At 67.6% G+C, this 24,648-nt stretch carries 24 protein-coding genes; 15 read left to right on the top strand and 9 right to left on the bottom strand.

What is annotated here, in order from left to right:
• The first annotated feature begins 223 nt into the window (after nt 1–223).
• The 9 genes from A3OK_RS0103890 to A3OK_RS0103850 all read left to right on the top strand — a co-directional run bounded on the left by A3OK_RS0103890 (nt 224) and on the right by A3OK_RS0103850 (nt 9,794).
• A complete protein-coding gene (locus tag A3OK_RS0103890) occupies nt 224–1,051 on the top strand; it encodes a cobalamin-dependent protein (RefSeq protein WP_245259305.1) in 828 nt (275 codons plus the stop codon).
• A 35-nt stretch (nt 1,052–1,086) separates the two neighbouring features.
• The gene (gene ppsR / locus A3OK_RS0103885) at nt 1,087–2,529 is read left to right on the top strand and encodes a transcriptional regulator PpsR (RefSeq protein ID WP_019903618.1); all 1,443 of its coding nucleotides are present in this window, start codon (nt 1,087–1,089) and stop codon (nt 2,527–2,529) included.
• A gap of 104 nt (nt 2,530–2,633) precedes the next feature.
• The gene (gene chlG, locus A3OK_RS0103880; RefSeq protein WP_019903617.1) at nt 2,634–3,554 is read left to right on the top strand and encodes a chlorophyll synthase ChlG; all 921 of its coding nucleotides are present in this window, start codon (nt 2,634–2,636) and stop codon (nt 3,552–3,554) included.
• Complete coding sequence (locus tag A3OK_RS0103875; RefSeq protein ID WP_019903616.1) at nt 3,554–4,897, top strand: BCD family MFS transporter; 1,344 nt, start codon at nt 3,554–3,556, stop codon at nt 4,895–4,897. Before chlG ends, A3OK_RS0103875 begins: the two co-directional genes overlap by 1 nt.
• A 4-nt stretch (nt 4,898–4,901) precedes the next feature.
• Nucleotides 4,902–6,086, top strand: coding sequence for a geranylgeranyl diphosphate reductase (locus A3OK_RS0103870; RefSeq protein ID WP_019903615.1), 1,185 nt, complete (start codon nt 4,902–4,904; stop codon nt 6,084–6,086).
• Nucleotides 6,086–6,610: a TspO/MBR family protein gene (locus tag A3OK_RS0103865; RefSeq protein WP_026596905.1), complete on the top strand. Its 525-nt coding sequence runs from the start codon at nt 6,086–6,088 to the stop codon at nt 6,608–6,610. Before A3OK_RS0103870 ends, A3OK_RS0103865 begins: the two co-directional genes overlap by 1 nt.
• Before the next feature lie 17 nt (nt 6,611–6,627).
• Complete coding sequence (locus A3OK_RS0103860) at nt 6,628–6,966, top strand: hypothetical protein (protein ID WP_036302544.1); 339 nt, start codon at nt 6,628–6,630, stop codon at nt 6,964–6,966.
• 46 nt (nt 6,967–7,012) lie between these two features.
• Nucleotides 7,013–8,581: a c-type cytochrome gene (locus tag A3OK_RS0103855; protein ID WP_019903612.1), complete on the top strand. Its 1,569-nt coding sequence runs from the start codon at nt 7,013–7,015 to the stop codon at nt 8,579–8,581.
• 319 nt (nt 8,582–8,900) lie between these two features.
• Nucleotides 8,901–9,794, top strand: a complete 894-nt coding sequence (locus A3OK_RS0103850; protein WP_019903611.1) for a transporter — start codon at nt 8,901–8,903, stop codon at nt 9,792–9,794.
• 18 nt (nt 9,795–9,812) lie between these two features.
• Here A3OK_RS0103850 and A3OK_RS0103845 read toward each other — a convergent pair whose 3' ends face one another.
• From A3OK_RS0103845 to A3OK_RS0103810, 8 genes are all read right to left on the bottom strand, one after another.
• Nucleotides 9,813–11,066, bottom strand: coding sequence for a cytochrome P450 (locus tag A3OK_RS0103845; protein ID WP_019903610.1), 1,254 nt, complete (start codon nt 11,064–11,066; stop codon nt 9,813–9,815).
• Nucleotides 11,059–12,378 carry an FAD/NAD(P)-binding oxidoreductase gene (locus tag A3OK_RS0103840; RefSeq protein ID WP_019903609.1) on the bottom strand — a complete coding sequence of 440 codons (1,320 nt, stop codon included), beginning with the start codon at nt 12,376–12,378 and terminating at the stop codon, nt 11,059–11,061. The genes A3OK_RS0103845 and A3OK_RS0103840 overlap by 8 nt, the downstream gene beginning before the upstream one ends.
• A complete protein-coding gene (locus A3OK_RS0103835) occupies nt 12,375–12,623 on the bottom strand; it encodes a ferredoxin (RefSeq protein ID WP_019903608.1) in 249 nt (82 codons plus the stop codon). Before A3OK_RS0103835 ends, A3OK_RS0103840 begins: the two co-directional genes overlap by 4 nt.
• Nucleotides 12,624–12,642: 19 nt before the next feature.
• Nucleotides 12,643–12,843: a hypothetical protein gene (locus A3OK_RS23870; protein WP_155911942.1), complete on the bottom strand. Its 201-nt coding sequence runs from the start codon at nt 12,841–12,843 to the stop codon at nt 12,643–12,645.
• The gene (locus A3OK_RS0103825) at nt 12,840–14,129 is read right to left on the bottom strand and encodes a glycosyltransferase (RefSeq protein ID WP_019903606.1); all 1,290 of its coding nucleotides are present in this window, start codon (nt 14,127–14,129) and stop codon (nt 12,840–12,842) included. The genes A3OK_RS23870 and A3OK_RS0103825 overlap by 4 nt, the downstream gene beginning before the upstream one ends.
• A gap of 146 nt (nt 14,130–14,275) precedes the next feature.
• The gene (locus tag A3OK_RS0103820) at nt 14,276–16,021 is read right to left on the bottom strand and encodes a patatin-like phospholipase family protein (protein ID WP_019903605.1); all 1,746 of its coding nucleotides are present in this window, start codon (nt 16,019–16,021) and stop codon (nt 14,276–14,278) included.
• Nucleotides 16,018–17,184, bottom strand: coding sequence for a DUF3095 domain-containing protein (locus A3OK_RS0103815; protein WP_019903604.1), 1,167 nt, complete (start codon nt 17,182–17,184; stop codon nt 16,018–16,020). Before A3OK_RS0103815 ends, A3OK_RS0103820 begins: the two co-directional genes overlap by 4 nt.
• 277 nt (nt 17,185–17,461) lie before the next feature.
• Entirely contained in the window at nt 17,462–17,998 is a 537-nt protein-coding gene (locus A3OK_RS0103810) for a fasciclin domain-containing protein (RefSeq protein WP_245259405.1), read from the bottom strand.
• 359 nt (nt 17,999–18,357) lie between these two features.
• On the opposite strand from A3OK_RS0103810, the gene A3OK_RS0103805 reads away from it, so the two are divergent.
• The 6 genes from A3OK_RS0103805 to A3OK_RS0103780 all read left to right on the top strand — a co-directional run bounded on the left by A3OK_RS0103805 (nt 18,358) and on the right by A3OK_RS0103780 (nt 23,827).
• Nucleotides 18,358–19,053 (top strand): DUF1223 domain-containing protein, encoded by a 696-nt coding sequence (locus A3OK_RS0103805; RefSeq protein ID WP_019903602.1) that lies wholly within the window; start codon nt 18,358–18,360, stop codon nt 19,051–19,053.
• Between the two features lie 3 nt (nt 19,054–19,056).
• Entirely contained in the window at nt 19,057–19,725 is a 669-nt protein-coding gene (locus tag A3OK_RS0103800; protein ID WP_019903601.1) for an NrsF family protein, read from the top strand.
• An 8-nt stretch (nt 19,726–19,733) separates the two neighbouring features.
• Nucleotides 19,734–21,806 (top strand): protein-disulfide reductase DsbD domain-containing protein, encoded by a 2,073-nt coding sequence (locus tag A3OK_RS22320; RefSeq protein ID WP_019903600.1) that lies wholly within the window; start codon nt 19,734–19,736, stop codon nt 21,804–21,806.
• A gap of 81 nt (nt 21,807–21,887) precedes the next feature.
• Complete coding sequence (locus tag A3OK_RS0103790; protein WP_019903599.1) at nt 21,888–22,145, top strand: pentapeptide MXKDX repeat protein; 258 nt, start codon at nt 21,888–21,890, stop codon at nt 22,143–22,145.
• A gap of 270 nt (nt 22,146–22,415) precedes the next feature.
• The gene (locus A3OK_RS0103785; protein WP_019903598.1) at nt 22,416–23,060 is read left to right on the top strand and encodes a cytochrome b/b6 domain-containing protein; all 645 of its coding nucleotides are present in this window, start codon (nt 22,416–22,418) and stop codon (nt 23,058–23,060) included.
• The gene (locus A3OK_RS0103780; RefSeq protein WP_019903597.1) at nt 23,057–23,827 is read left to right on the top strand and encodes a molybdopterin-dependent oxidoreductase; all 771 of its coding nucleotides are present in this window, start codon (nt 23,057–23,059) and stop codon (nt 23,825–23,827) included. Before A3OK_RS0103785 ends, A3OK_RS0103780 begins: the two co-directional genes overlap by 4 nt.
• A gap of 455 nt (nt 23,828–24,282) precedes the next feature.
• Here A3OK_RS0103780 and A3OK_RS0103775 read toward each other — a convergent pair whose 3' ends face one another.
• Nucleotides 24,283–24,504 carry a hypothetical protein gene (locus A3OK_RS0103775; RefSeq protein WP_155911941.1) on the bottom strand — a complete coding sequence of 74 codons (222 nt, stop codon included), beginning with the start codon at nt 24,502–24,504 and terminating at the stop codon, nt 24,283–24,285.
• Nucleotides 24,505–24,648 lie beyond the last annotated feature (144 nt).

Raw genomic sequence — 24,648 nt, 5'->3', positions numbered from 1 at the left:
AATGTGAGTTTCAGGATTGCCAAACCGATTTCCATGCGTATCGTCACCGACAAGGTCGCCTGTCGCATTGTAAGCAGCGCCTGACGTCTTTTAAGTCGATGACGTGAAGTTCGGCAGTTAAGATCGAGCTGTATCAAGAAGCCATCATGAAACATTGGAGGATCCAATGGATGATGTTCGACAACTTCGTACGGTTTCGACCTTTGATTCATTGCCTAACGACGTGCACGCACTCCGCGAGTCTGCACGATATCCCGATCTGCCGCGACCGGCTCAGAGCGCACCCTGGGATCTCCATCTCGCCGGTGTGATCGAGGCCGAGATCATCCCGCGTTTGATGCTCGCGCATCGGGCGGATTCTCGCGCCGAACGTCCCGGTATCCTGCCGAATTCCGACCAGATCGTGGATTTCGCGACCTTGGTCCTGTCGCCGGATTGCGAGGATGTCGAAAGCCGGATCGCGATCCTCGTGGATGGCGGCTTGGCCCTCGACAGCCTGCTGCTCGATCTGCTCGCCCCGACGGCCCGCCATCTCGGGCATCTCTGGGAGGAGGATCTCTGCGATTTCGCGGAACTCACCATCGCCATGGGCCGGCTTCAGCGCATCATGCACGATCTCACCGCCCGGTTTCACTCCGAGCCGGCGCCGGATCCGCATGGGCGCAGCATCTTCCTGATGGCCTGTCCGGGCGAGACGCATAGTTTCGGCCTCTCTCTCGTCGAGCGGTTCTTTCGTGATGCGGGATGGGACGTGACGAGCACGGCGCACTCCCCTCATTCCAATGTCCTCCGCACCGCCAGCACGGGTTGGTTCGACGTGATCGGCGTGTCTCTCGGGTGCGAAACATTACTTCCGACTCTCACCCGGGTGGTGACCGAGCTTCGTCGTGCCTCGCGCAATCCCTCTGTCCGTGTCATGGTCGGCGGGCCGATCTTCCTCGATAACCCCGACCATTCGGCACTCGTCGGCGCGGACGCGACGGCGAGCGATGCACGTATTGCCTTAACCATCGCCGAGAGCTTGCTTGATCCGCGGGCGAGACCCTGCTGAAAGACCGGCTCGACGTCGTCACATCGTGGTGATCCTTGACCAGTCTGGCACTTCCTGCAGCGGCGGAAACGTTCGCAGCGCTCCGCAAAGCCCTCGGCCCACTCGATGCAGAGTCGGCTGGGCTTCTCGTCGCGGCTGCCACCGACCTCGCCCTTGTGGTCGACGCGGATGGGATCATCCGCGACGCGGCCTTCGGCAATGCCGATTTCGCCGACGAAGGCTGTGAGACCTGGCTCGGCCAACGCTGGGTGGATACCGTCACCGTCGAGAGCCGGCCCAAGATCGCCGCCCTCCTGCGTGATGCCGCACCCGGTGCCGTGACGCGCTGGCGGCAGGTGAACCACCCCTCCGCCACCGGCATCGATCTGCCCGTGCGCTATTCCGCCATGCGCCTCGAGACCGATGGCCCGATCATCGTCATCGGCCGCAATCTGCGCGCGATGGCGGCGCTTCAACGCAAGCTCGCGGAAACGCAGCAGGCGTTGGAACGCGACTATCTCCGCCTGCGCGGGGCCGAGACCCGTTATCGCCTGCTGTTCCAGCTCGCGGGCGAGCCGGTGCTGGTGGTGGATGCCGCCACCCGCCGCGTCACCGAAGTGAACCCGGCCGCCGCCCGCCTTCTCGGCCGGGCGGAGAAGCGAATCATCGGCCAGGACGTGGTCGATCTGTTCGAGGCCGGCAGTACGCGCGAGCTCGAATCGCTGTTCGCGGGGCTGCGCGTCACCGGCCAGGCCGGCGACCTCGTTGCCCGGCTCGGCAACGGCCGCGGCGAGACCCGCGTCGCCGCCTCTTTGTTCCGGCAGGAGAACGCCACGAGCGCGCTCCTGCGCCTCTCCTCCGGACCGTCCGACGCATCGGTTCCCGGGCGTGCCGGTGCCTCGGCCCTCGACGTGATCCAGAGCCTGCCGGAAGGCTTCGTCGTCACCGATCCGTCGCGCCGCATCCTTGCCGCCAACGCGGCCTTCCTTGATCTCGTGCAGCTCGCCACCGAGGAACAGGTGCGCGGCGAACCCCTCGACCGCTGGCTCGGGCGCGAGGAGACCGAGGCCGCCGCCTTGTTCTCGACCCTCGGCCAGCATGGCTCCGTGCGTCACTTCGCGACGAGCCTCCGTGGCGAGTACGGCTCGGTGGAGGATGTCGAGGTCGCGGCCGTCTCGGTGCCCGGTGGCGGGCAGCCCTGCTTCGGCTTCACCATCCGCTCGACCCCGCGCCGCGCGGCTGCCGCACCGGGCGGGCGTGAGTTGCCGCGCTCCGTCGAACAGATGACCGAACTCGTCGGCCGCGTATCGATGAAGAACCTCGTGCGCGAATCGACGGATCTGATCGAGCGTCTCTGCATCGAGGCCGCCCTGCGCATCACCCGCGACAACCGCGCCTCGGCCGCCGAAATGCTCGGACTCAGCCGCCAGGGGCTCTACGCCAAGCTGCGCCGCTACGGTATCGGCGATCTCGACGGGCCGGAGACCCCGGACGAGTAATGAGGCCGTCCTGTCCATTGATGGACGAGATGTCGCATTTTCTTGACGTCTTCATTGTCAATCCAGATTGACACAGGCTGGGGGCGACCCCTAGCTTCGACGTCATGGCAACGTCGGCGTCCACACCTCCCGCCGCTTCCGTCGGCATCCCCGCTCCCAGCACTCTGCTCGAGCTTCTGAAGCCGATCACCTGGTTCGCGCCGATGTGGGCCTTCGCCTGTGGCGTGGTCTCCTCCGGTGTGTCTGCCGAAGGGCGCTGGCCCGTCATCGTCGCCGGCATCGTGCTGGCCGGTCCGCTGGTCTGCGCCACCTCGCAGGCGGTCAACGATTGGTACGACCGCCATGTCGATGCGATCAACGAGCCGCATCGGCCGATCCCATCCGGGCGGATGCCCGGACGCTGGGGACTCTACGTCGCCCTCGCCTGGACCGCCCTCTCCCTCTCCGTCTCGGCCGTGCTCGGACCCTGGATCCTCGGGGCCGCCCTGTTCGGGCTCGTCCTCGCCTGGGTCTACAGCGCACCGCCACTTAGGCTGAAGCGGAACGGATGGTGGGGCAACGCGGCGGTGGGGCTCTGCTACGAGGGCCTGCCCTGGTTCACTGGCGCTGCCGTGATGGCCGGTGCCCTGCCCGACCCTCGAGTCCTGATCGTCGCCCTGCTCTACTCCATCGGCGCCCATGGCATCATGACCCTCAACGATTTCAAGTCGGTGGAGGGCGATGAGCGCATGGGCCTGCGATCGCTGCCGGTCCAGCTCGGAACGGACCGGGCGGCTCGCTTCGCCTGCCTCGTGATGGCGGCGCCCCAGGTGGTGGTGATCATCATCCTCTCAGCCTGGAACTGCGCCGGGCATGCCGCCGCCATCGGAGGCCTGCTCGTCGCCCAGCTGGCCCTGATGTCCCGCCTGCTTCAGAGCCCGCGCGAGCGGGCGGCCTGGTACAACGGCACCGGCACCACACTCTACGTGCTCGGCATGCTGGTGGCGGCATTCGCCCTGCGTGCCCTCATTCAGGGAAACACCTGATGGCGCCGACCCTGAGCTGGCTCGCCATCGTCCGGCTCGGCCTCGTCCAGACTGCTCTGGGCTCGGTCGTCGTCCTCATGACCTCGACCCTCAACCGGGTCATGGTCGTGGAACTCGCCCTTCCGGCGATGATTCCGGGTGCTCTCGTCACGCTGCATTATGCCGTGCAGGTCCTGCGCCCTCGCTGGGGCTACGGTTCGGATGTGGGTGGGCGGCGCACGCCCTGGATCGTCGGCGGAATGGCGGCGCTCTGCCTCGGCGGCTTCGGCGCGGCTTCGGCCACTGCCCTCATGGAGACGCATCTCGCGGCCGGTATCGGCCTCGCCATCCTGTCCTTCCTGATGGTGGGGATGGGCGCGGGTGCCGCGGGGACCTCGCTCCTTGTCCTCCTGGCGGGCGGCGTCGATGCCCGCCGCAGGGGGGCTGCCGCGACGATCGTCTGGGTGATGATGATCGCCGGCTTCGCGATCAGCGCGCCCCTGGCCGGCCATTTCCTCGACCCGTTCTCCGGCGGCCGCCTGGTCGCCGTCTCCGGCACGGTGTCGCTCGCCGCCTTCGCCCTCGCCGTGATCGCAGTGAGCGGCGTCGAACCGCACCGGTCCGCATCCGGCCCGTCGGAGACGTCGGAGAAGCGGCCGTTCGGTGAGGTGCTCGCCCGGGTCTGGGCCGAGCCGGCCTCTCGCCGCTTCACCATCTTCATCTTCGTGGCGATGCTCGCCTACAGTGCGCAGGAACTCATCCTCGAACCGTTCGCCGGTCTCGTCTTCGCGATGACGCCGGGCGGCACCACCAAACTGTCGGGCTTGCAGCATGGCGGCGTGCTCGCCGGCATGCTCACCGTCGCCGGCCTGACCATGGGAATCGGTGGTCCCTATCTCGGATCGCTCAAGCTGTGGACCGCCACCGGCTGCGCCGGTTCCGCCTTGGCACTCGCGGCGATTGCCGGAGGTGGCCTGGTCGGACCGGACTTCCCCTTGCGCGTTGCCGTCTTCGCCCTCGGCCTGTTCAACGGAATCTTCGCGGTGGCCGCCATCGGCTCGATGATGGGGCTGGCCGGCGCCGGCGGTGAGGCCGAGCGCGGTACGAGGATGGGTGTCTGGGGGGCGGCCCAAGGCGTCGCCTTCGGGGCCGGCGGCTTCCTCGGAACGATGGCGGTGGATCTCGCCCGCCTCGTCAGCCCCGAGCCGGTCCATGCCTATGCCGCCGTTTTCCTGGCCGAGGCCGCCCTGTTCCTGGTCGGCGCCGCCCTGGCGGTGCGGATCGAGCATGCGACCGAGACCCAGTTGCGCCGCCGCGCCCGTCCCAAGGAGCCGGTGCTCCAGCCCCACTTGTCGCTGAGGTGAACCGATGCCGGAACTGGAGACCTTCGACGTCGTGGTGGTGGGCGGCGGCCCGGCCGGGGCCACGGCCGCCACCGACCTCGCCCGGATGGGCCGCCGGGTTTTGCTCCTCGACAAGCCGGGTCGGATCAAGCCCTGCGGCGGCGCGATACCGCCGCGACTGATCCGCGATTTCGCCATCCCCGACGAACTCCTCGTCGCCCGCGTGCGCTCGGCCCGCATGGTCTCGCCGGCCGACAAGCGTGTCGACATGCCCATCGGCGACGGTTTCGTCGGCATGGTGGACCGGGAGCATTTCGATCCCTGGCTGCGCGACCGAGCGGCCCTGGCCGGCGCGGACCACCGGGCCGGAAGCTTCTCCCGCATCGTCCGGGACGATGACGGCAGGGCGGTGGTGCATTACCGCGCCGGCGACATCGAACACCGGGTCCGCACACGCCTCGTGATCGGTGCGGACGGCGCGAGTTCGGTGGTCGGGCGGGCGGAGATTCCTGGCCACGCGTCGATGAAGCAGGTCTTCGCCTATCACGAGATCGTCCGGCGGCCGGCGGATGGAAGCGGCGATGTCGAAGGCACGCGCTGCGACGTCTATTACCAGGGCAAGCTCTCGCCGGATTTCTACGCCTGGGTCTTTCCCCATGGCGACACGATCAGCATCGGCACCGGCAGCGCGCGCAAGGGGTTCTCCCTGCGCGGGGCGATCCGGGCCTTGCGCGCCTCCACCGGCCTCGATGCCGGGGAAACTGTGCGCCGTGAGGGCGCGCCGCTGCCGTTGAAACCGCTCAAGCGCTGGGACAACGGCCGCGACGTGCTGCTCACCGGGGACGCCGCCGGCATCGTCGCCCCGGCCTCCGGCGAGGGTATCTATTACGCGATGCTCGGCGGCCGGCTCGCGGCGGAAGCGGCCGACACCTTCCTCGCCACCGGCAAGGTCGCGTCGCTGGCTCTGGCCCGGCGCCGCTTCATGCGGCTGCACGGCCGCGTCTTCCTGATCCTGCGGATGATGCAGTGGGTCTGGTATCGCAACGATGCCCTGCGCGAGCGCTTCGTCTCGATCTGCAAGGACAAGGACGTCCAGCAGCTCACCTGGGATTCCTACATGAACAAGGAGCTGGTCCGAGCAAAGCCAGCCGCCCATGCGCGGATCTTCTTCAAGGATCTCGCGCATCTCTTCCGCTGGGTCTCGCCATGATGTCCGGGTTGCTCGCGGATTGGGGCACGATCGCCGTCGCGGCGGGAGCGGCCTTCGTTACCGCCCTGGCCGGCGGCCTCCTGACGGTGACCGGCCCCTGGTACCAGGCCCTGCGTCGGCCTTCCTGGAAACCGCCGGATTGGGCCTTCGGCCCGGTCTGGACCACGATCTTCACCCTCACGGCGGTCTCCGCCGTGATCGCCTGGAACGCCGATGCGGAAGCCTCGACGCGCCATGCGCTGCTTGCCGCCTACGGCGTCAATCTCGTCCTCAACATCGCCTGGAGCGGGATCTTCTTCCGTCTGCGCCGGCCGGACTGGGCCTATCTCGAAGTGATCGCCCTGTGGCTCTCGATCGTCGCGCTGATCGTGGTGACGGCCCGGATATCGGGGATTGCTGCGCTGCTGCTCGCCCCTTACCTCGCCTGGGTCAGCGTCGCGACCCTGCTCAACCGGGCGATCGTGCGGCTGAATGGGCCGTTCGGGCAGGTCGGCCCGGCACGCACGGCCGGGAGCCGGGCATGATGCCGGATTCGGCGAGCATGGCGACCCTGTTCGCCTCCGGGCGGATCATCGACCTCATCCTTTGCCTCGTGGCTCTCGAAGCGGCGGCTCTCGTGGTCTGGCGCCTCCGACGCGGGGGGCGGCTGGTCCTGCCGCCGCTGCTCTGTAATCTCGGCTCCGGTGCAGCCCTGATGCTGGCCATCCGTGCGGCGCTGACCGGTGCGGACTGGATCACGATTGCCGCCTGTCTCGCGCTGTCGCTGATGGCACATCTCGCCGAATTGCGGCTCCGCCTCCGCGAGCCAATACGTCGCAATCAAGAACTGGTCGCGCCAGGAACAAGCTCTGCTGGTGTCGCGTTCCCCGGACATCTTTAAATAATTCCGATTCGATATTTGATTCCGTGAGCGGAGAACCGGCTTCATGCGTCATATATCCGCTCTCCTGCTCGGTTCGGCCGGATTGTTCGCCGCAGCGACCTGTGCGTCGGCCCAGGATGCGGAGCAGATCAAACGCGGCGAATACTTGGCGACGGCGGGCGATTGCGTCGCCTGCCACTCCGCTCCGGGCGGCAAGCCCTTTGCCGGGAATTACGTTCTCAACACGCCGATCGGAAAGATCCGCACGCCGAACCTCACGCCGGACGACGAGACCGGCCTCGGCAAATGGACCGCCGACGACTTCTATCGGGCCCTGCACGAAGGCATCGACAACGAGGGTAGCTACCTCTACCCGGCCTTCCCCTTCGCTTGGTACACCAAGGTGACGCGCGAGGATTCCGACGCGATCTTCGCGTATCTCCGCTCCCTCGAGCCGGTGAAGGAGCCGCGCAAGCCCTCCGAGATCCCCTTCCCCTTCAACATCCGCACTGCGCTCATCACCTGGCGCACCGCTTTCTTCACGGCGGGCGAGTTCAAGCCGGACCCGAATGCCAGCGCCGAGGTCAATCGCGGCGGCTACCTCGTGGAAGGGCTCGGCCATTGCGGAATGTGTCACAACGCCAACAAGATCGTCGGCAATAGCGGGCTGGCCGGCAAGCTCGGCGGTGGCGTCATCGACGGCTGGTACGCGCCCAACATCACCCCCGACGACCATACCGGCATCGGCGCCTGGACCGACGATCAGGTGGTGACGTACCTCAAGACCGGCGCCGCACCCGGCAACCGACCGGGTGTCGCCGCCGGGCCGATGCGACAGACGATCGAGGAATCCCTCTCCAAGCTCACCGATGCCGACCTCAAGGCGATGGTGGCCTATCTCCGCACTCAGAAGGCCAAGGAGAGCTACAAGGTTAAGGACATCCAGGCTTTCAACCAAGCCGATGCGCCGGGTGCCGCGACCTATCTCAGCTACTGTTCCTCTTGCCACAAGCCGGACGGCAAGGGCGTCGAGGGCGCGATCCCCGCCCTTGCCGGCAATACTTCGGTCCAGGCCGCAGGACCGGAGACGGTGATCCGTGTCATCCTCGGGGGGCTCGCCGCCCAGAACGGCTACGCACCGATGCCGGCGGTCGGGGCCGGCATGACCGATCAGGAGGTGGCCGACGTCACCGATTACGTCCGCAATGCCTGGGGTAACAACGCCCCCGTCATCCGCGAACGCGGCATCGTCGGAACCGCGCGCTCCGCGACTCAGACCATGCTCGCCGGATCAGCACCCTGCGCCGAGATCGCCCAACCCGAAGTCGCCAAGGCTATCGCCGATGCGGGCAGCGCGGAAAGTCTGAAGGGGTTGGCGCAGGAGAATTTCATTCCTGTCGTCGACAGCCTGCTTCGCAAGGTGAAGGCATCCGCAGGGAGTGCCAAGGACGACGACATCGTCAACGGTCTGACGACGGCATTCTGCCAAGCCGCTCGCAACGACCCGAGCTACGACAAGCCCGGCTGGCACGCGGTGATCGGAAGCTTCTCCAGCATCGTCTACAGCCAGATCAAGAACCCCGAGAAGCGGGCCGCCTTGCCGGCTCCAGCCGGTACCGCCCCGACGCCCTGACACAGGGCGGCCGACGGATCTCGCATGATTGCGCGCAGGGGCTCATGTACGGAAGAAATATGATCGGCATCGGATCGGTCTATGTCGTCATAATGGAAAGACAAATAATCAAATTCAATTCATGAATAAGACGGAATAACTTTATCGCCGAGCGAATTCGCCGCCGAATGATCGAGTCAATACGGATGTGACCTTAGAGTGACAGCCGCCGATGCGATGCTGAGCGGGAGGGAATGAGAGCCAGTGCCGGTACGTCGATGAGGGAGAGGCTGCTCGAACGCGGCGGCTTCCCTGTCGCGGCCCCCATATGAGGCACTGGATGATCCACGGTTTTCGTCACGCAATTTGCACCATCGGTCTCGCTCTGTGCGCCGGCTTCGGCCTGGTAAGTGCCGCTGTGGGGCCGGCACAGGCCGGTTCGGCGGCGCAACCGGGCCAGACCGTGGGCCTTCCTGCCGGCGCGCAGCTTCCCGTCGGGCTCTACTTCGTCAACACGTCGAGCTTCGGCGTCCGGGATACCCTACCGCTCGAGTCTCAGTCGAACATCAACCTGCCTACGTTCCTCTGGGCGACGTCGTGGAACCTGCTCGGCGCGCGCCTCAACCTGATCGCGATTCAACCGGTCGTGGCTTCGAGCCCACGCGGCACTCCCTACCAGAGTGGCATCGGCCAGCCTTTGCTCGCCGCGCAGTTCGCCTGGAACCTCGGCAATGATTTCGGGGTGAGCTATCTCTTCGGTGGGTACCTGCCGATCCAGACTGGCTTCCTGACGCAGAACGCCTCCCTCAGCCACCGTTTCGCCGCGAGCTATACCGGAAACGGCCTCAACCTGACGGCCAACCTGCTCTACGGGATCTTCGTCGATCCGGTGACCGCTCAGGGCGTGGTCTATCCCGATTACCTCAACCTCGATCTGACCGCGACGAAGAAGTTCGGCAAATGGGAGGTCGGCCCGGTGGCCTTCGCCTCCACCGACCTGCCCACTCGGTTTCCCGGATATCGCCGCCAGGGCCAGATCGCCGTCGGTGGCCTCGTCGGCTATAATTTCGGCCCGGTGAACGTCCAGGCCTACGTCACGCAGGATGTGGTCGAGCGCAATTACGGCGGCCGCGAGACCCGTGGCTGGCTCCGGTTGATCGTGCCGATCTACAAGGAGAGCACCAGTTCGGCGGCTCCCTCGATCCCGCTCAGTGGACGGCAAACTCTTCGGTAGGTCGTGAGCGGCGGATCGCTACGCGTGAAGGGGCGCGATCCCTGCGATGGCGATGCCGAGCTGCTCCGGGCCACGCAGCGACGCGCCGGGCCGATAAGGTGGCGGATCGGCGAGGAGACGCGGTGCGATCAAGCGGCGACAGAGGGCGACCAGGGCGATCTCGGCCTCGATCCTCGCGAGCGGTGCACCCATGCAGTAGTGAAGCCCGCCGCCGAACCCGAAATGCTGGATGTCCTCCCGATCCGGGTCGAAACGGTCCGGATCGACGAATCGGGCGGGGTCGCGGTTCGCCGCGGCAAAGAGCAGGATCACCGGCGTTCCCTTCGGGATGCTGTGCCCTGCAACTTCGATGGTCCCGAGCGCCTTCCGGGTCCGGAAATGCACGGGCGGCTCGTAACGGAGCAGTTCCTCGATGACGCGCGGGGCGCGCTCGGGATCGTCGCGCAGGCGGTCCAGTTCCCGCGGATGTCGCAGCAGGGTCAGCATGCCGTTGGTGATCAGGTTCACGGTCGTCTCGTGGCCCGCCACCAGAAGCAGGATCGCCGTCGAGATCAGGTCGAAATCGCCCATCACCCCCTTTCCGCCGGGGCCGGGTGCTGCAAGTGCGCTGAGCATGTCGGGGCCCGGACGCCGGCGCTTCTCACGGATCAGGGCGCGCATGTATCCGGAAATCGCGTCGAAGGCGGCGACCGTCCTGTGCCGGCTGGCCTCGTCGTGGCGGGCATCGGGTTCGAGGGCGGTGGCGAGTTGCGTCGCCCAGACCTGGAACTGTGGTTCGTCCGCCTCCGGCACGCCGAGCATGTCGCAGATCACGGATACCGGCAGCGGGTAGGACAGATCCTCCACGAGGCAGACCTCGTCGCGTCCCCGGCAGGCATCGATGAGAGCGTCCACGTCGCGGACGACGCGGTGTTTCAGCGCCTGCACCCGCGACACCGAAAATTCCCGCATCACGACGCTGCGCAAGGTGTCGTGGTCCGGCGGATCGCGGAAGATCAGGGGGCGGTGCGCCGTGGCGATGCGGTCCTTGATCGGGTTGAGGAGCCAATCCTTGAGCGGGTTGCCGGTGCGTGGGCGGTGGGAGGGCGGCAGGTCCTCCGAGCTGAGGCGCGGATCGAACATCAGGCTGCGGATCGCCGCATGCGTGCTCACCACGATGCTGCCGTCGCGCTGGCGCGAGACCGGGCTCTGGCGGAGCCGCGCATAGATCGGATACGGATCGGCCCGATTGGCCGGGTCCAGCACTTCGGCGAACAACGTGTCGTCAGCCATGGCGGGCCTCGTCGGGTCTGGATGCGGGACGCGGCGTCGGAAAACCCGGTGCCATGGAGTGGAATCGGCCCTGGTCGCCGGCATCGCGGATCGGCGGGAACGGGTGGCCGGCGACGATCGCCTCGGCATAGGCCGGGAGCCACCGCGCCTGATCGAACGACACGGCGCTGATGCTGCGCCCGTGGCGGCCGTAGACGGCGAGGAAGCGCCGCGATGCGCGCGAGCCTTGCACGATGGCGACCGAATCCGCGCCTTCGCTCAGGCCCACGGCCTTGATGTTGATCCCGAACTGGCTCGACCAGAAGGCCGGCAGATGCTCGTAGATCCGCTGGTCTTCGGCCGGCGCCAGCATGTTGCGTGCCGCATGCGCGCCTTGCGCGATGGCATTGCCCCAATGCTCCACCGAGACCAGTCGGCCGCCATAGAGGGTGTTCGGCCAGCGCGCGACGTCTCCGGCCGCGTAGATGCCGGGAGCCGGAATGCCGTCTGTGCCGAGAACGCGGCAGGCGCCGTCGCAGGTCAGGCCGCCGGGATCGGCCATGAGGCCGGCTCCCTTCAGCCAGTCCGTGGCCCGGGTCGCGCCCAAAGCCACGATGACGAGGTCGGTCTCGACGACGCGCCCGTCCGCGAGCCGGGCGCGAACGACTCGGCCCGACGCATCGCCGTCGAAGCGGAGCACCTGTGCGCCCGGATGAAAGACGACGCCCGAATCCGTGAGGCATTCGGCGATCACACCGCCGATCCAGGTGCCGAGGGAGCGGGCGAGCGGCGTCGGGTTGGGGTCGACCAGGGTGACGGGCAGGCCGAGATCGCGGCAGCAGGACGCCGCTTCGCAGCCGATCAGGCCGGCACCGACGATCAGGACACGGCGAGGCCCTCGAGCGAGCGCGGTGCGCAGCCGGGCGGCATCGTCGCGGCCGCGCAGGGTGAAGATGTTGGCGAGGGTGCCGCCCGACGCGGACGGCCAGGGGCGTGCCTGGGCACCGGTGGCGACGAGCAGCCTGTCGTAGGCGAGCGAGGTCCCGTCGGCGAGGCGGATCGTATGTGCGTCGCGGTCGAGGGCCACTGCCGCTTGGCCCAGTCGCCACTGCGCGTCGAGGGCGACGAGGTGCGGAAGTTCCGTTGCGTCCGGCGCCAGTTCGCCGGACAGGACGTGCTTCGACAGCGGCGGCCGATCGTAGGGGCGATGCGGTTCGTCGCCGATGAGGGTGAGCCGGCCCGCATAGCCGTTTCGGCGCAGAGCCTCCGCACCGCGAAGGCCGGCCAGCGAGGCGCCGACGACGACGATGCCGGCGTCGATGCCGGGGCTCACGGCATCTCTCCCTGATCGGCCTGCAGGCTGATGGCGCGGACGGGGCAGGCCTGGACGGCGCGCTCGATCTCGCCCCGTCGCGCGCGCGGCGGTGCGGGATCGTAGAACAGGATCTCGTGGCCCCTGACCTCGAAGGCGCCCGGCGCCGCGTAGCAGCATTGCGCGTAGCCCTGGCACCGATTGAGGTCGACCACGACGCGGAGAGGCGCGGTCTCGCCTGGAACAGTCTCGCTGGTGCGCGTCATGACGAGGTCTCCCTGATGGTCAGATGCCGAGAAACGGACCGGCCCGATCGTCCGCCTGCGGGATCAGGCTGGCGACGGACCCGATGGGCAGGCCGGTCGCCATGGTGAGCACGAGGGTGGCGGCGAACGCGATCAACCGGGGCGTTCGTATCCCGGCATGGGGTGGGCGGTTCTGGTTCGATACGGTCCGGTCGCGGTGGGAGAGGAGTGGGACCATCATGCGGCGATCCCCTCGATAACCGGCGCGGCGCGAACGACATCGTCGATCCCGGCGAGGACCGCCCTGCCCGATTCCAGCATCGCGAAGGAGCGGGCCATGGACGCGGCCCGCGCGCGGAAGCGGGGCTGGGCCAGCGCCGTATCGATCGCGTCACGGAGTGCGCCGACCGTCGGAGCGTTGGTCGCGAGGTTGAGGCCGGCGCCGGACCAGCCGATGCGTGCGCCGATCTCCGCCTTGTCCTCGGTCATCCCCGCCGAGACGATGGGGACACCGGCCGCGAGCGCTTGCGAGACGCTGCCGTAGCCTCCGTTCGTGACGAGAACGGCGACCTCCGGCAGCATCGCATCGAACGGCAGGAACGGTGCGACCCGTGCATTCGCCGGCACTGCCCCGCTCAAGGCTTCGATCGGGCGCCCGCCGGTCGTCGCGACGACGATCAGGTCGTCACGATCCGCCAGGGCCGCCAATGTCGGTTCGATCAGTTCGCCGAGATCGGCATTCGCCAGGGTGCCCTGTGTCACCAGGACGACGGACTTCGCCGGATCGCGCGTGCGCCACCAATCCGGGAGCGGCACCCCTGTCTGCGGGACCGGTAGCAAGCCGGTAAAGCGAAGGTTCGGCGGAAGCATCCCGTAATCGTACTCGAATTCAGGCACGGTCGGCTGGAGGAACAGGTCCGGCAACACGGCGATGGAATGCGGAAGTGACGCCGGCAGGGGCGGCAGGCCGAGCCCCGCGAGCTTTGCGTCCGCATAGGACCGCACCGGAGCGACGAAGGCGGCGTCCATGGCGGACTTCAGCACCGCGTATTGAGCCCGCTCGACCGCGTTCCGGGCCGGCGCCAGTCCGAGGCCCACCGGCGCGTCGTCCGGCCGGTCGAGGAACAGGAAGCTGACGTTCAGGACGACGATGGGCGGACGCGGACGCGATCCGAGCAGCATCGGCAACACGCCGAGGAACAGGCTGCCGGCGACGATCACGTCGGGCCGTTCCGTCTCGACGAGACGCCGCAGGGCCTCTGCCTGCACCGGCATCGGATCGATGAAGCGCCGTTCGAACTCGCGCCGGGAGCGCTCGGGGCCTGCCGGCAGGCCTGTCTCGCGGTATTCCGCGGCATGGCCGTCGTCATAGGGCACGAAACGCAGGGCCGCCGCTTCGATCGGCTCGCGGAACCGCTCGGCGGTGGTCATGACGACGCTGTCCCCACGCGCGGCGAGAAGCCGGCCGACGGCGAGAAGCGGATTGACGTGCCCGGTCAGGGCGGTAGCGGCGATCAGCACCTTCATGGCGGCGCGTCCTCGATACATCGATTGCGATGCTAGGAACTCGCTGCGGCAGACCTCCCGGTTACCTGCCGATCCCGCGATCGGGTGCGCCCGCGCACCGGGCTTTCCCCGAATGCTCATGCCACGAACGCTCATGCCCCGAACGCTCATGGCCGGCGTAGGCCGTCGCCCTCCGCCCATGCCTGCAGCTGCCCCTGCGCGATCGCTTCCCTGGCGTGCCGGTAGCCGATCTCGGCGATGGCCTCGAAGCTCGACCACGCCCGCAGGTCGATGCCGGCCAGGGGCGGCTTGAGCAGGGCGGCGGCGTGGCCGACCGCCATCATCGACTGCGCGTCACCCGACACCGTTGCCGCCCGAAGCAGAAGGGGCGCGATGCCGGGCATGGCATCGGGCGCGCCGAGCATCCGCCGGATCATGCGGCCGCGCCAGGAGCGCGCCGGCATGTCGCCGAAGGCGCGGTCGCTGCCGACATCGATGGCGAGTACCGGTCCCCGCTCCAGCCCGGCCATGACGTCGGCCGGCAGGTTGTTCATCATGCCGCCATCCACCAGCACGCCCGCCTCGGTGCAGACCGGCGGGAGAAGTCCGGGAATGGCGATGCTGGCACGCAACGCCTCCGGCAGGTCGCCCGCGCGATGAACCATCGCGGAGCCCGTCGTCAGATTCGAGGAGACGCAGAGGAAGGGGAGCCAGAGATCCTCGATCCGGGCGCCGCCGAACCACGCGGAGAGGCCGGCATCGACCTTCGCCCCGCGGGTCAGCGCATGGTAGGGCAGCGTGTAGTCGTTGAGGGGATTGTGCCCGACGAAGAAGTCGACGGTGCGCGCGCGTATCCGCTCGATGCTCAGCCCCATGGCGAGGCTCGCGGCGACGACCGCGCCCATGCTGGTGCCGCCGACGAAGTCCGGAGCGTAGCCGGCCTCGTCCAGGGCCTGCAGCACGCCGAGATGGGCGAGCCCGCGCGCGCCGCCGCCGCCGAGGACGAGGCCCCTGGCCGTGCCGCTCGCGAGACGCGCGAGCCGGCGGAGATCGCCCGCATTGCCCACACGCACGGGGATGCGCAGGGCGACGGGCAACGCGGCGACATCCGGGTGGATGGCCTGGGGTAGAACCGCATCCGCACGCTGCGGAACGGCGAGATCCATGCGGATCCAGTCCGATCGCAGGCTCCCGAGCCAGGCGGCAGCCCCGGCGCGCAGCGGTTGGCCGGGTTCGGCGAGAAGGAGGACATGATCCGCGTAGCGCAGGCACAACCGGCACCATGGGCAGCCGACCTCGTGAGCGACGAAGATCGTGCGGGCGTGGCCGGTCTCGTAATCATGGAACCACGTTTCGTCCGCCCCATCCGGCCAGCGCGTCAGGCAACCCGTATTCCCCGGGAGGGTGTCGTCGAAGGCCGCTGCCAGCGCATGCCCGAACGCACTGGCATCGAGGCCATCGGTGACGGCGAGCACGGCGAAACTGCGCGGCTTGTGGTGGATTGCCTCTCCGGCATGGGTGGCGCGCATGCGCTCGGTGAGCAGTCGCGCGAAATAGAGCAGCATCCGAGGATGACGCTCGACCACCTCCTCGAAATCCGGGCGGGTCAGCCGCAGGAGACTGGAATCCCGCAGGGCCGTGGCCTTCGCGGACCGGGGCGCGGGCGACAGCAGCGCCATCTCGCCGAAACTTTCGGGCGGCCTGAGGCGGGCGATCCGGCGCGGCGCGCCATCGGGATCGTCGACCGAGATCCCGATGGCGCCCGAGACCAGAGTGTAGAGCGCGTCCCCCGGCTCTCCTTCCGCAAACAGCGTGCTTCCGCCGGCCACCGCCACCGGGACCATGTGCGCCCGCACCGCGGCGGCGGCCTCGTCGTCCAGACCGGCGAGGAACGGGATTTCCGGTCCCGTCATGGCCGTCGCTTGAGCATGGTGGCCGCCCTGGCATAGCCGCCATCGGCGCCGTCGACGAAATGGACGTGATCGTCGCGCAGGACCGACGGGCTGATACAGGTGACGACGGCGGCATCCTGGCGGTGGATCCCGTATCGCACCAGCCCCTCGTCCTGCGCGACCGAAAGGCGGGCCTCGATCCGATTCGCCACGGCGACGGGACAGGCCACGGTCAGGCGGAGCCCGTCATCGTATTTGCGGAAATCGGCATTGGCGGCCAGTCTGCGTCGATAGCGGCGTGGAGAGAAGCGTCCGAACGGCACGCCGAGACGGAATATCGCGAAGGCCGTCCCGCGCGACAGGAACAGCTGCGCCAGCCGAAGAAGCCTCGACCCCGCCAGAGGCCCTTCCGCGTGCGCGTCTTCGAAGAGGCCCGACCAGGGCGGTCGCATCGGAGGACCGGATTCCGGCAGCGGCCGTCCCATGCCGGGGCTCGCATCGATCTCGGCCAGGATCCCGCCGAGGATCGCGAACACCGCGCTCCGATCCGCGCCCTCCTCCGGCAGGACGATCAGGGAGAGGACCAGACCGGCCTGGGCCGGGACCGCCTGGAACCGGCAGGAGAGGCCGGTGAGGTCGGGCTTGGTACCGGGAGAAGCCGCCGGGATCGCGTGGAGGCCACGCTTCAATGTCGCGTCCGCATAGGCGACGCCACCGCCCGAAAACATCGCGTAATCGACGGTGGCAGAGGCCGAGAAGCGTGCGACGCGCAGATCGTGACCGGCCGCTCTTACCGCCGAGATCGGAATCAGCGCGGCCCGTAAGTCGAGCTTGAGCGCCTCGCGGACCCAGGTCACCGTCGCGGCCAGCACCGCTTCGACCGTATCGCGATGCTCGGGCGAAACGAGCAGGGTCGCGCCATCACCCCCGAACACGAACGGTATGTCGGCCCCAGGTAGGGCGTTGCTCACGGCCGCGATCATGGCGGCCCCGGCGATGTTCACGGACCGGTAGCGCCCGTCCTCGATCGCCCGCGTCGACATCACCACGTCGCAGAGGGCGATCCACCAGCTGTCCGGTACCGGGACGTACCGAGCCTCGTCGAGCACGTCCGAGAAATGCGTGAGACGTGGAACCGCGTCGTAACGGAAGTCGCGCGGGCCGCCCGTTTCCTCGATGGCCATCGGTGGACCTATGGGCGAGGCCGAAGCAGGTTCGACGTCGGTGCGGGCGTAGCACGCTAGCATAGCCGAGCATCCCTCCCGCCCCCAAGGCCTTTGAGGAGCACGGCCTTATGGATAAGGACCGTCGCCGGGCGCGAACACTGCCTCCTTGAGGTTTCGACACGATACCCGGTTCGGTTACGCCGAGGTCGTCATTCTTCCGACTTCGCACGGCGGACACGGAAAGGCTGCCCGGAGAGGTTCCGGGCAGCCTCGGGATACCGGAATGGTGCGCCGATTACTTCGGCATGAGGACGGTATCGACCACGTGGATGACGCCGTTCGATTGCATCACGTCGGCGATCGTGACGGTGGACATGCCGCCCTTGCCATCGACGAGTTCGATCTTGCCGGCCTTCTCTTCGGCGGTCAGGCTGCCACCCTCGACCGTCTTCAGCATGGCCTTGCCGCCGCCGGCCTTGATCGCCTTCTGGAGATCGGCCGCAGTCATGGTGCCCGCCACCACGTGGTATGTCAGAATCTTGGTGAGCGTCGCCTTGCTCTCGGGCTTCACCAGCGTATCGACCGTGCCGGCCGGCAGTTTGGCGAAGGCCGCGTTGGTCGGGGCGAAGACGGTGAACGGACCCTTGCCCGAGAGCGTCTCGACGAGGCCGGCGGCCTTCACGGCGGCGACGAGCGTGGTGTGATCCTTCGAGTTGACCGCATTCTCGACGATCGTCTTCGATGGGTACATCGGCGCGCCACCGACCGTCACCGTCTTTTCTTCCGCTGCCTGGGCCACCGTGCCGAACGCGCCGACGCCGGTGAGCGCCATGGCGACGGTGAGGCTAGCGACCTTGAACATGCGAGTCATGTGTATCTCCGGGTGTCCGGCCCCGTCTTGCGGGGTCATCGATCGATACGGCCGGAGGAGCGGAGAAGTTTCAGGCCGATCTCGTCGGAGAGAACGATTTGATTCACGGTCCCTGGAGAAGGAGAATTCTTTGTTCTCCGAGACCATGTTCCTGCTTCGATTGGATTTCATCTCGGAGAGTGGACGCAAAAAAGCAAAACGTTACTTTGAGAGACGGACGGGCGATGGGGGTCGGGAACCTCACAGAAGCATCGATTGCCTGTAACCAAGCCGCGTCTCCGACGAATGACGGGTATCCCGCCATCGTTTCGGAGCACGCCATGTCGTCCCGCCTCATTCCCATCCTCGTCGCCCTGTTCCCGGTCGCGCTGTCGCCCGCCGGTGCGCAGGCAAGGCCCGTGGTGGTCGAGCTCTTCACATCGCAGGGATGCTCGTCATGCCCGCCCGCAGAGGCGTTGCTCGGTGAACTCGCCGGGCGGGCCGACCTTCTGCCCCTCGGATTCCATGTCACGTACTGGGACGATCTCGGCTGGAAGGACACCGCGTCCTTTCAAGGGGCGACGGATCGGCAGGCGACCTATGCCGGGCGCCTCGGCCAGGGCAATTTCACCCCGCAGCTCGTGATCGACGGACGCCGGAGCGTCGTAGGCTCGCGCCGCGCCGAAGCCGCCTCGGCGGTGGCGCAGGCCAAGGCCGAGATAGGCTCGGAGACGGACGTCGCCGTGTCGCGCCGGAATGGTCGCCTCAGCGTGAAGGTCGGGTCCGGCAAGGGCAGCGCCCAGGTGATCCTCGTCGGCTTCGACCGATCCCTGCGTACCCCCGTGGCACGGGGCGAGAACAGTGGACGGACCATCGCGCAGGCCAATGTCGTGCGCTCGCTGCGCACCATCGGCACATGGTCCGGCGAGCCCCTGCAGCTCAGCGAGGCGATTCCGGCCGGGCAGGACGTCGCCGTCATCGTGCAGCAACCGGACGGCCGCATCCTCGGGGCCGCACGCCTGACGCCGGGAGCCTGAGACATGGCCCTCTGGGACAAGGTGCCGATCGCCTCCGGCTCTCCTCACGCGCGCCTGATCGACAGGCTGGCCCGCGGGCTCCTCCCGGTCCCGAGCTTCGGCTCTCCGGTCCGACGCATTCTGGGCTGGCTCCTCGTCGTGGGCCTGCCCGGTGCTGGGCTCGCCGCCGTCGCCGACCTGCGCGGCACGCTCGCACGCCACGCCGTCGACCCGGCCCTGGTCCTGGCGGCGGTCGGTTCGATCGCGACCGCCGTCGCTGCTGCGGCCGCGGCGGTCCTCGCGACGCTTCCCGACCGCGATCCTCGCTGGGCCTTGCTGCCCCTGCCAAGCCTCGCGCTCTGGATCGGGGCGAGTGTTTCCGGGGCAGGCATGGACCACGGAGTGCCGATTTCCCTGTCGGAGGCCTGCGCATGCGTCGGGTTCATCCTCGGATTCGGCATCCCCTTCGCGCTTCTGCTCGCGGCGAGCATGAAGGGGGGATATGCCCTCCATCCGTCCTTGAGCGGAGGTCTCGCGGGTCTCGCGGCTGCGTCGGCCGCGGCCTCGATCCTCGGCCTTTTCCACCCCTTCGCCATGGCCTTGAACGATCTCGCCCTGCATGCGCTCGCGGTGGCCTTGCTCTCCGGTGCCGGTGCGGGCCTCGGCCGGCGCCTGCTGCGCGCGAAACCCTGAGGGCGGCGATGATCGGTCCCGTGCTGCGAAGCGTGTTCGCGTACCTCGCGATCTTCCTCGCGGGGGCTGGCCCGGCGCGAGCGGCCGCCAGCGCCTGGATCGGTGACGCCAGGGCGTCGGTACGGCTCATCACGGCCACGGATTCCGTGAGCGCGGGATCACAGCTTGAGGCGGGCCTCGAGTTCCGCTTCGGCGACGGGTGGCATGGGGCGTGGCGCAGCCCGGGCGATGCCGGCCTCGCCCCGACCTTCGACTGGAGCGGATCCGACGGGCTCGTCCTCGAATCCATCGATTGGCCCGCACCGCGACGTCTCACCGTCGGTGATCTCCAGACCTTCGTGTACGAGTCCGGGGTGATCCTGCCCCTCCGCTTCGCGCACCGGGGGGACGGAGCCGCACATCTTCGCTTGCGCCTCGTTCACGCGGTCTGCGGCGAGGTCTGCGTGCCCTATCGCGCGACCCTCGATCTCGCGCTGCCGGCGGGTGTCGAACGCGCCTCGGCCGAGGCGGGGCCGATCGTGACGGCGCGTGGCCGGGTTCCGGGCTCACCCGAAGCCGCCGGCTTCGCGATCGCGGAGCAGACGCGCGAAGGGCCGCCACACGATCAGCGGCTGGTGCTGCGCGTGATCGACGAGGGTCGAGCCTTCGTCGCGCCCGATCTGTTCGTCGAGGGGCCGAAGGGGGCCGTCACCGCTCAGCCCACGATCACCCTCTCGAACGGGGGGCACGAGGCTCGTTTCGAGCTCGACCTACCTCCGGGCGTCGCAGATGCCGCCCTGCATGTGACCCTGGTCGATGGCCTCCGCAGCGCCGAACACGTGGTTCCACCGCCGGCCGAGGTCGGGTGGGGCGACTTTCTTGCGATCCTCGCCACGGCCCTGCTCGGAGGCTTCATCCTCAACGCGATGCCCTGCGTCCTGCCGGTCCTGTCCTTGAAGGCCTTCGCGTTGACGAAGTCTGCCGGAGCGGGTCGGGCCGCAATCCGAAGCGGGCTCCTCGCGACGGCCGCCGGGATCCTCGCTTCCTTCCTCCTGATCGCCACAGCTCTCATCGGTCTGAAGGCGTCGGGGGCGAGCATCGGCTGGGGCATCCAGTTCCAGTCCCCCTGGTTCCTCGCCGGAATGGCCTTGCTGACGACCTTGTTCGCGGCGAGCCTGTTCGAGTGGGTGGCGATCGGTCTGCCCCGCTCCTTTGCCGCCCTCGGTTCCCTGCCCGGTGCCGGACGTCATTCGGAAGCCTTTCTCACCGGCGCCTTCGCCACGCTTCTGGCCACGCCCTGTTCCGCTCCGTTCGTCGGCAGCGCCGTCGGCTTCGCACTGACTCGTGGGACCCCGGAAATCCTGGCCGTCTTCGCCGCTTTGGGCATCGGCATGGCGCTTCCCTTTCTCCTGCTGGCAGTGAAACCGGGATGGACCCGGTTCCTGCCGCGACCGGGGGCCTGGATGACCCTGCTTCGGACGGGCCTCGGCCTGCTGCTGCTCGGAACGACTCTCTGGCTCCTCACCGTCCTCGGCGACGTGGTCGGCCTCCCGCGGGCGATCGGAACGGCAGCGATCCTGACTCTCCTTCTCGGATGGCTCGCCCTGAGCCGACGGGAGAGGGATGTCGGCCGGCGCCGGAGCCTCGTGGCGGCGCTCCTTGCCCTCATGCTCATACCCGTCGCTTTCGGCGCGGCTTCCCCGGTTCGAACGGCGGATGGGTCATGGCGCGCCTTCGCGCCCGACACGATCCCGGGTCTGGTGGCGGAGGGGCGGGTCGTGGTCGTCGATGTGACGGCGGCATGGTGCCTGACCTGCCGGCTCAACGAACTGACGACTTTCGACCGGGCCGACATCCGCGCCCGCCTGTCGGCCCAGGATCTGTTCGCCATGCGAGCGGACTGGACCCAGGCCGATCCCGCGATCCTCTCGTTCCTGCGCCGCTTCGGGCGCTTCGGAATTCCCCTCGTGGTCGTCTACGGGCCTGGAACCCCGGACGGAGAGGCGCTGCCGGAACTGCTCGCGCCGGCAACATTGCGGGCGGCCCTGATGCGGGCAGAACATTCCATCGAACGCCCGACGACGATGAAAATTTCCCCCTGACGCGTAACCGCCGCGGACGCCCGGGCGAAACTCATGGCAGTGCCACTGCTAGTCCCGGCACACTTACGAAGGATCATCTCCATGAGCACGCTCCTGCGCATCGCCTCCGCCCTCGTCCTCGCCACGGCTGTCACGGCGACCCCGGTCTTCGCGGCCGATTCCATGTCGAAGGACAGCATGTCGAAGGATTCGATGTCCAAGGACGGCATGGCGAAGGACGGCATGGCGAAGGATTCCATGGCCAAGGATTCGATGAAGAAGGATTCCATGTCCAAGGACGGCATGGCCAAGGATTCCATGTCCAAGGATTCGATGTCGAAGGACTCGATGAAGAAATAATCGCGTCGACATGAGCGCGCGGTGCGGGTGGCCCATCCAGGTCGCCCGCTCCTCGCGCCGGTCTTTCACTGGGTTCGACATCATAGAGCCGCAGGGCCGTCACCGGTTCGATGGCACGCACAGAGCGGTGCTTTCGCAAGGTGTCGCCGCGGTGAGAATGCAGCGCGGTCCGTAACCAAGTCGCTGCAACGACGAACCGTATCGGACAGCCCCGGCACCGGTCGGCCGCCATCCTGCCCGAGGTCCGGGGCAACCATCAGGAATGCTCCGATGTCCTCCGCTTCACCGCGGGCCGAGCGCCCGATTCACCCCCTCTTCGTGCGGATCACCCATTGGGTGAACGCGCTGGCCATGCTGATCATGATCACCAGCGGTTGGCGCATCTACAACGCCTCGCCGATCTTCGGCGATTGGGCTTTCCCGAAGGCGATCACGCTCGGCGGTTGGCTCGGAGGGGCCCTGCAATGGCACTTCGCCGCCATGTGGCTCCTGGTCGCCAATGGCCTCGCCTACCTTACCTATGGGTTCGCCTCCGGCCATCTGCGCCGGCGCCTCACACCCCTGCGGCCGAGGGAGATCGTGCACGACTTCGTTGCGGCCCTGAAGTTCCGGCTTCCCCACGACCCTGGAGTCTACAATGCCGTGCAGCGACTGCTCTACGTCGTGGTCCTGCTCATTGGAATCGTCATCGTGCTGTCCGGTCTCGCGATCTGGAAGCCTGTCCAGCTCGCCCCGCTCACGGCCCTCATGGGCGGCTACGATATGGCGCGGATCGTCCATTTCCTCGCCATGGCCGGCATCGCGGGCTTCGTGGCGGTGCACCTCGCCCTCGTGCTCCTGGTCCCTCGGACGCTGCCGACGATGATCGTCGGTCGCGAGATCCATCTCGGCCGCCATAGCGTGGTGAAGCCATGAAGACCTTCGACCGGTTCCTCCGCCGCCCGCGCACGGATCTCGCGAACTCCGAGGCGCGCCTGATCCAGCCCGACAGGCGCCTGTTCCTCCGTGGCGGTCTCACCGCGGCCGCCGGTCTCGCACTGGGCGGTTGCGATCTCACGGACAATCCGCAGGTGGACAGCATCCTCGGCGGGATCTCCCGCCTGAACGACAGGTTTCAGGGCGCCCTCTTCGGTGGCACCCGCCTTGCGCCGACCTTCGGGGTCTCGGACATCACGCCGGACTTCCCGTTCAACGCCTATTATCCGGCGAGCAAGATCCGGGTCATCGACGGCTCTACCTGGAAGCTCGAACTCGCCGGGCTCGTCTCCGACAAGACGCCCTGGACGCTCGATCGCCTGAGGGCTCTGCCGCAGGAAGGGCAGATCACCCGCCATGTCTGCGTCGAGGGCTGGAGCGCCATCGGGCAATGGTCGGGGGTCCCGTTCCGCACGTTCCTCGAACGGATCGGGGCCGATACCAGAGCCCGCTACGTCCGGTTCGCCTGCGGCGACGATTACTGGACGAGCATCGACATGGCGAGCGCGCTCCATCCTCAGACGATCCTCGCCCTGGATTACGCGGGCGCACCTCTGCCGCCGAAATACGGATTTCCGGTCAAGCTGCGCATCCCGACCAAGCTCGGCTTCAAGAATCCGAAGCACATCATGGCGATCACCGTCACCAACGACTATCCCGGTGGATATTGGGAAGATCAGGGCTACAACTGGTTCTCCGGCCTGTGAGCCGGTTTCATGGCCACCGTCGAAGGCAGATGTTCTTCTTCGCGGTTCGTCACGTGTAAGAAATCCGATACGGACCGACGGACTTCGCTGCTTGCCGAACCGTAATCGAGTCAACCGGATCGGTCGTTCGCGGGCTCGAGGCCATCGCGGCGGACATCGGCAGCGACCGAAGTTCGGTGCGGGCCGGACGCGCGGATGAAGCAAGCCCAGCCCGCTGTCACCTCGTTGCCGGTTGAGGCGGGCAAATTGAAGCGACGATCTGAAAAAGCCATCGGCTGGATCGTCGGTCAATTGCCCCTTCCGAGGTAGCCGGTACGCTCGGATCTCGCCCGCGCAACGCAAGCCCGCCATAACCGATGGCGAATGCCGGATCGGCGTTCTTGCGGCGAACACCATGTTCGGGTCCGACCGCATTCCTCGGTTCCTGACCGAAGCAAGCGACACGACGGGTCGGATCAGACGATGAGCCACTTGATCACGGGCACGGCGCCATACGCTAACGCGCCGATCCACATCGCTTCGACGAGCACCCAGAACGCAATGAGCGCGCGCTGAACGTAGACGTCGACAAAGTGACCTTCGGGCTCCGGCAAGTGCCCGTTATCGTAATGCGTCACCGGTGCTCCCTCAGGCAGTTCCAGCGCCAACCCGGGCATCGGTAACACTTCGTTAACCATGCGAGGAATCACCTATGAGTGTCGCGGACCTCCAGGGTGTTCCCTTTGCACTCTCCATTGCTGACGACCTGGACGCATCGATCATGCCCGCCACACGCCTCACGTGGCTTCACCGGCTCGGACGGTTCCGCTCATCCGCCCTCC

It is taken from the genome of Methylobacterium sp. 77 (genome assembly GCF_000372825.1).
Classification (GTDB): domain Bacteria; phylum Pseudomonadota; class Alphaproteobacteria; order Rhizobiales; family Beijerinckiaceae; genus Methylobacterium.
Note: the sequence above shows the minus strand (reverse complement) of the source record. Positions and strands in the feature narration are given on the sequence as shown.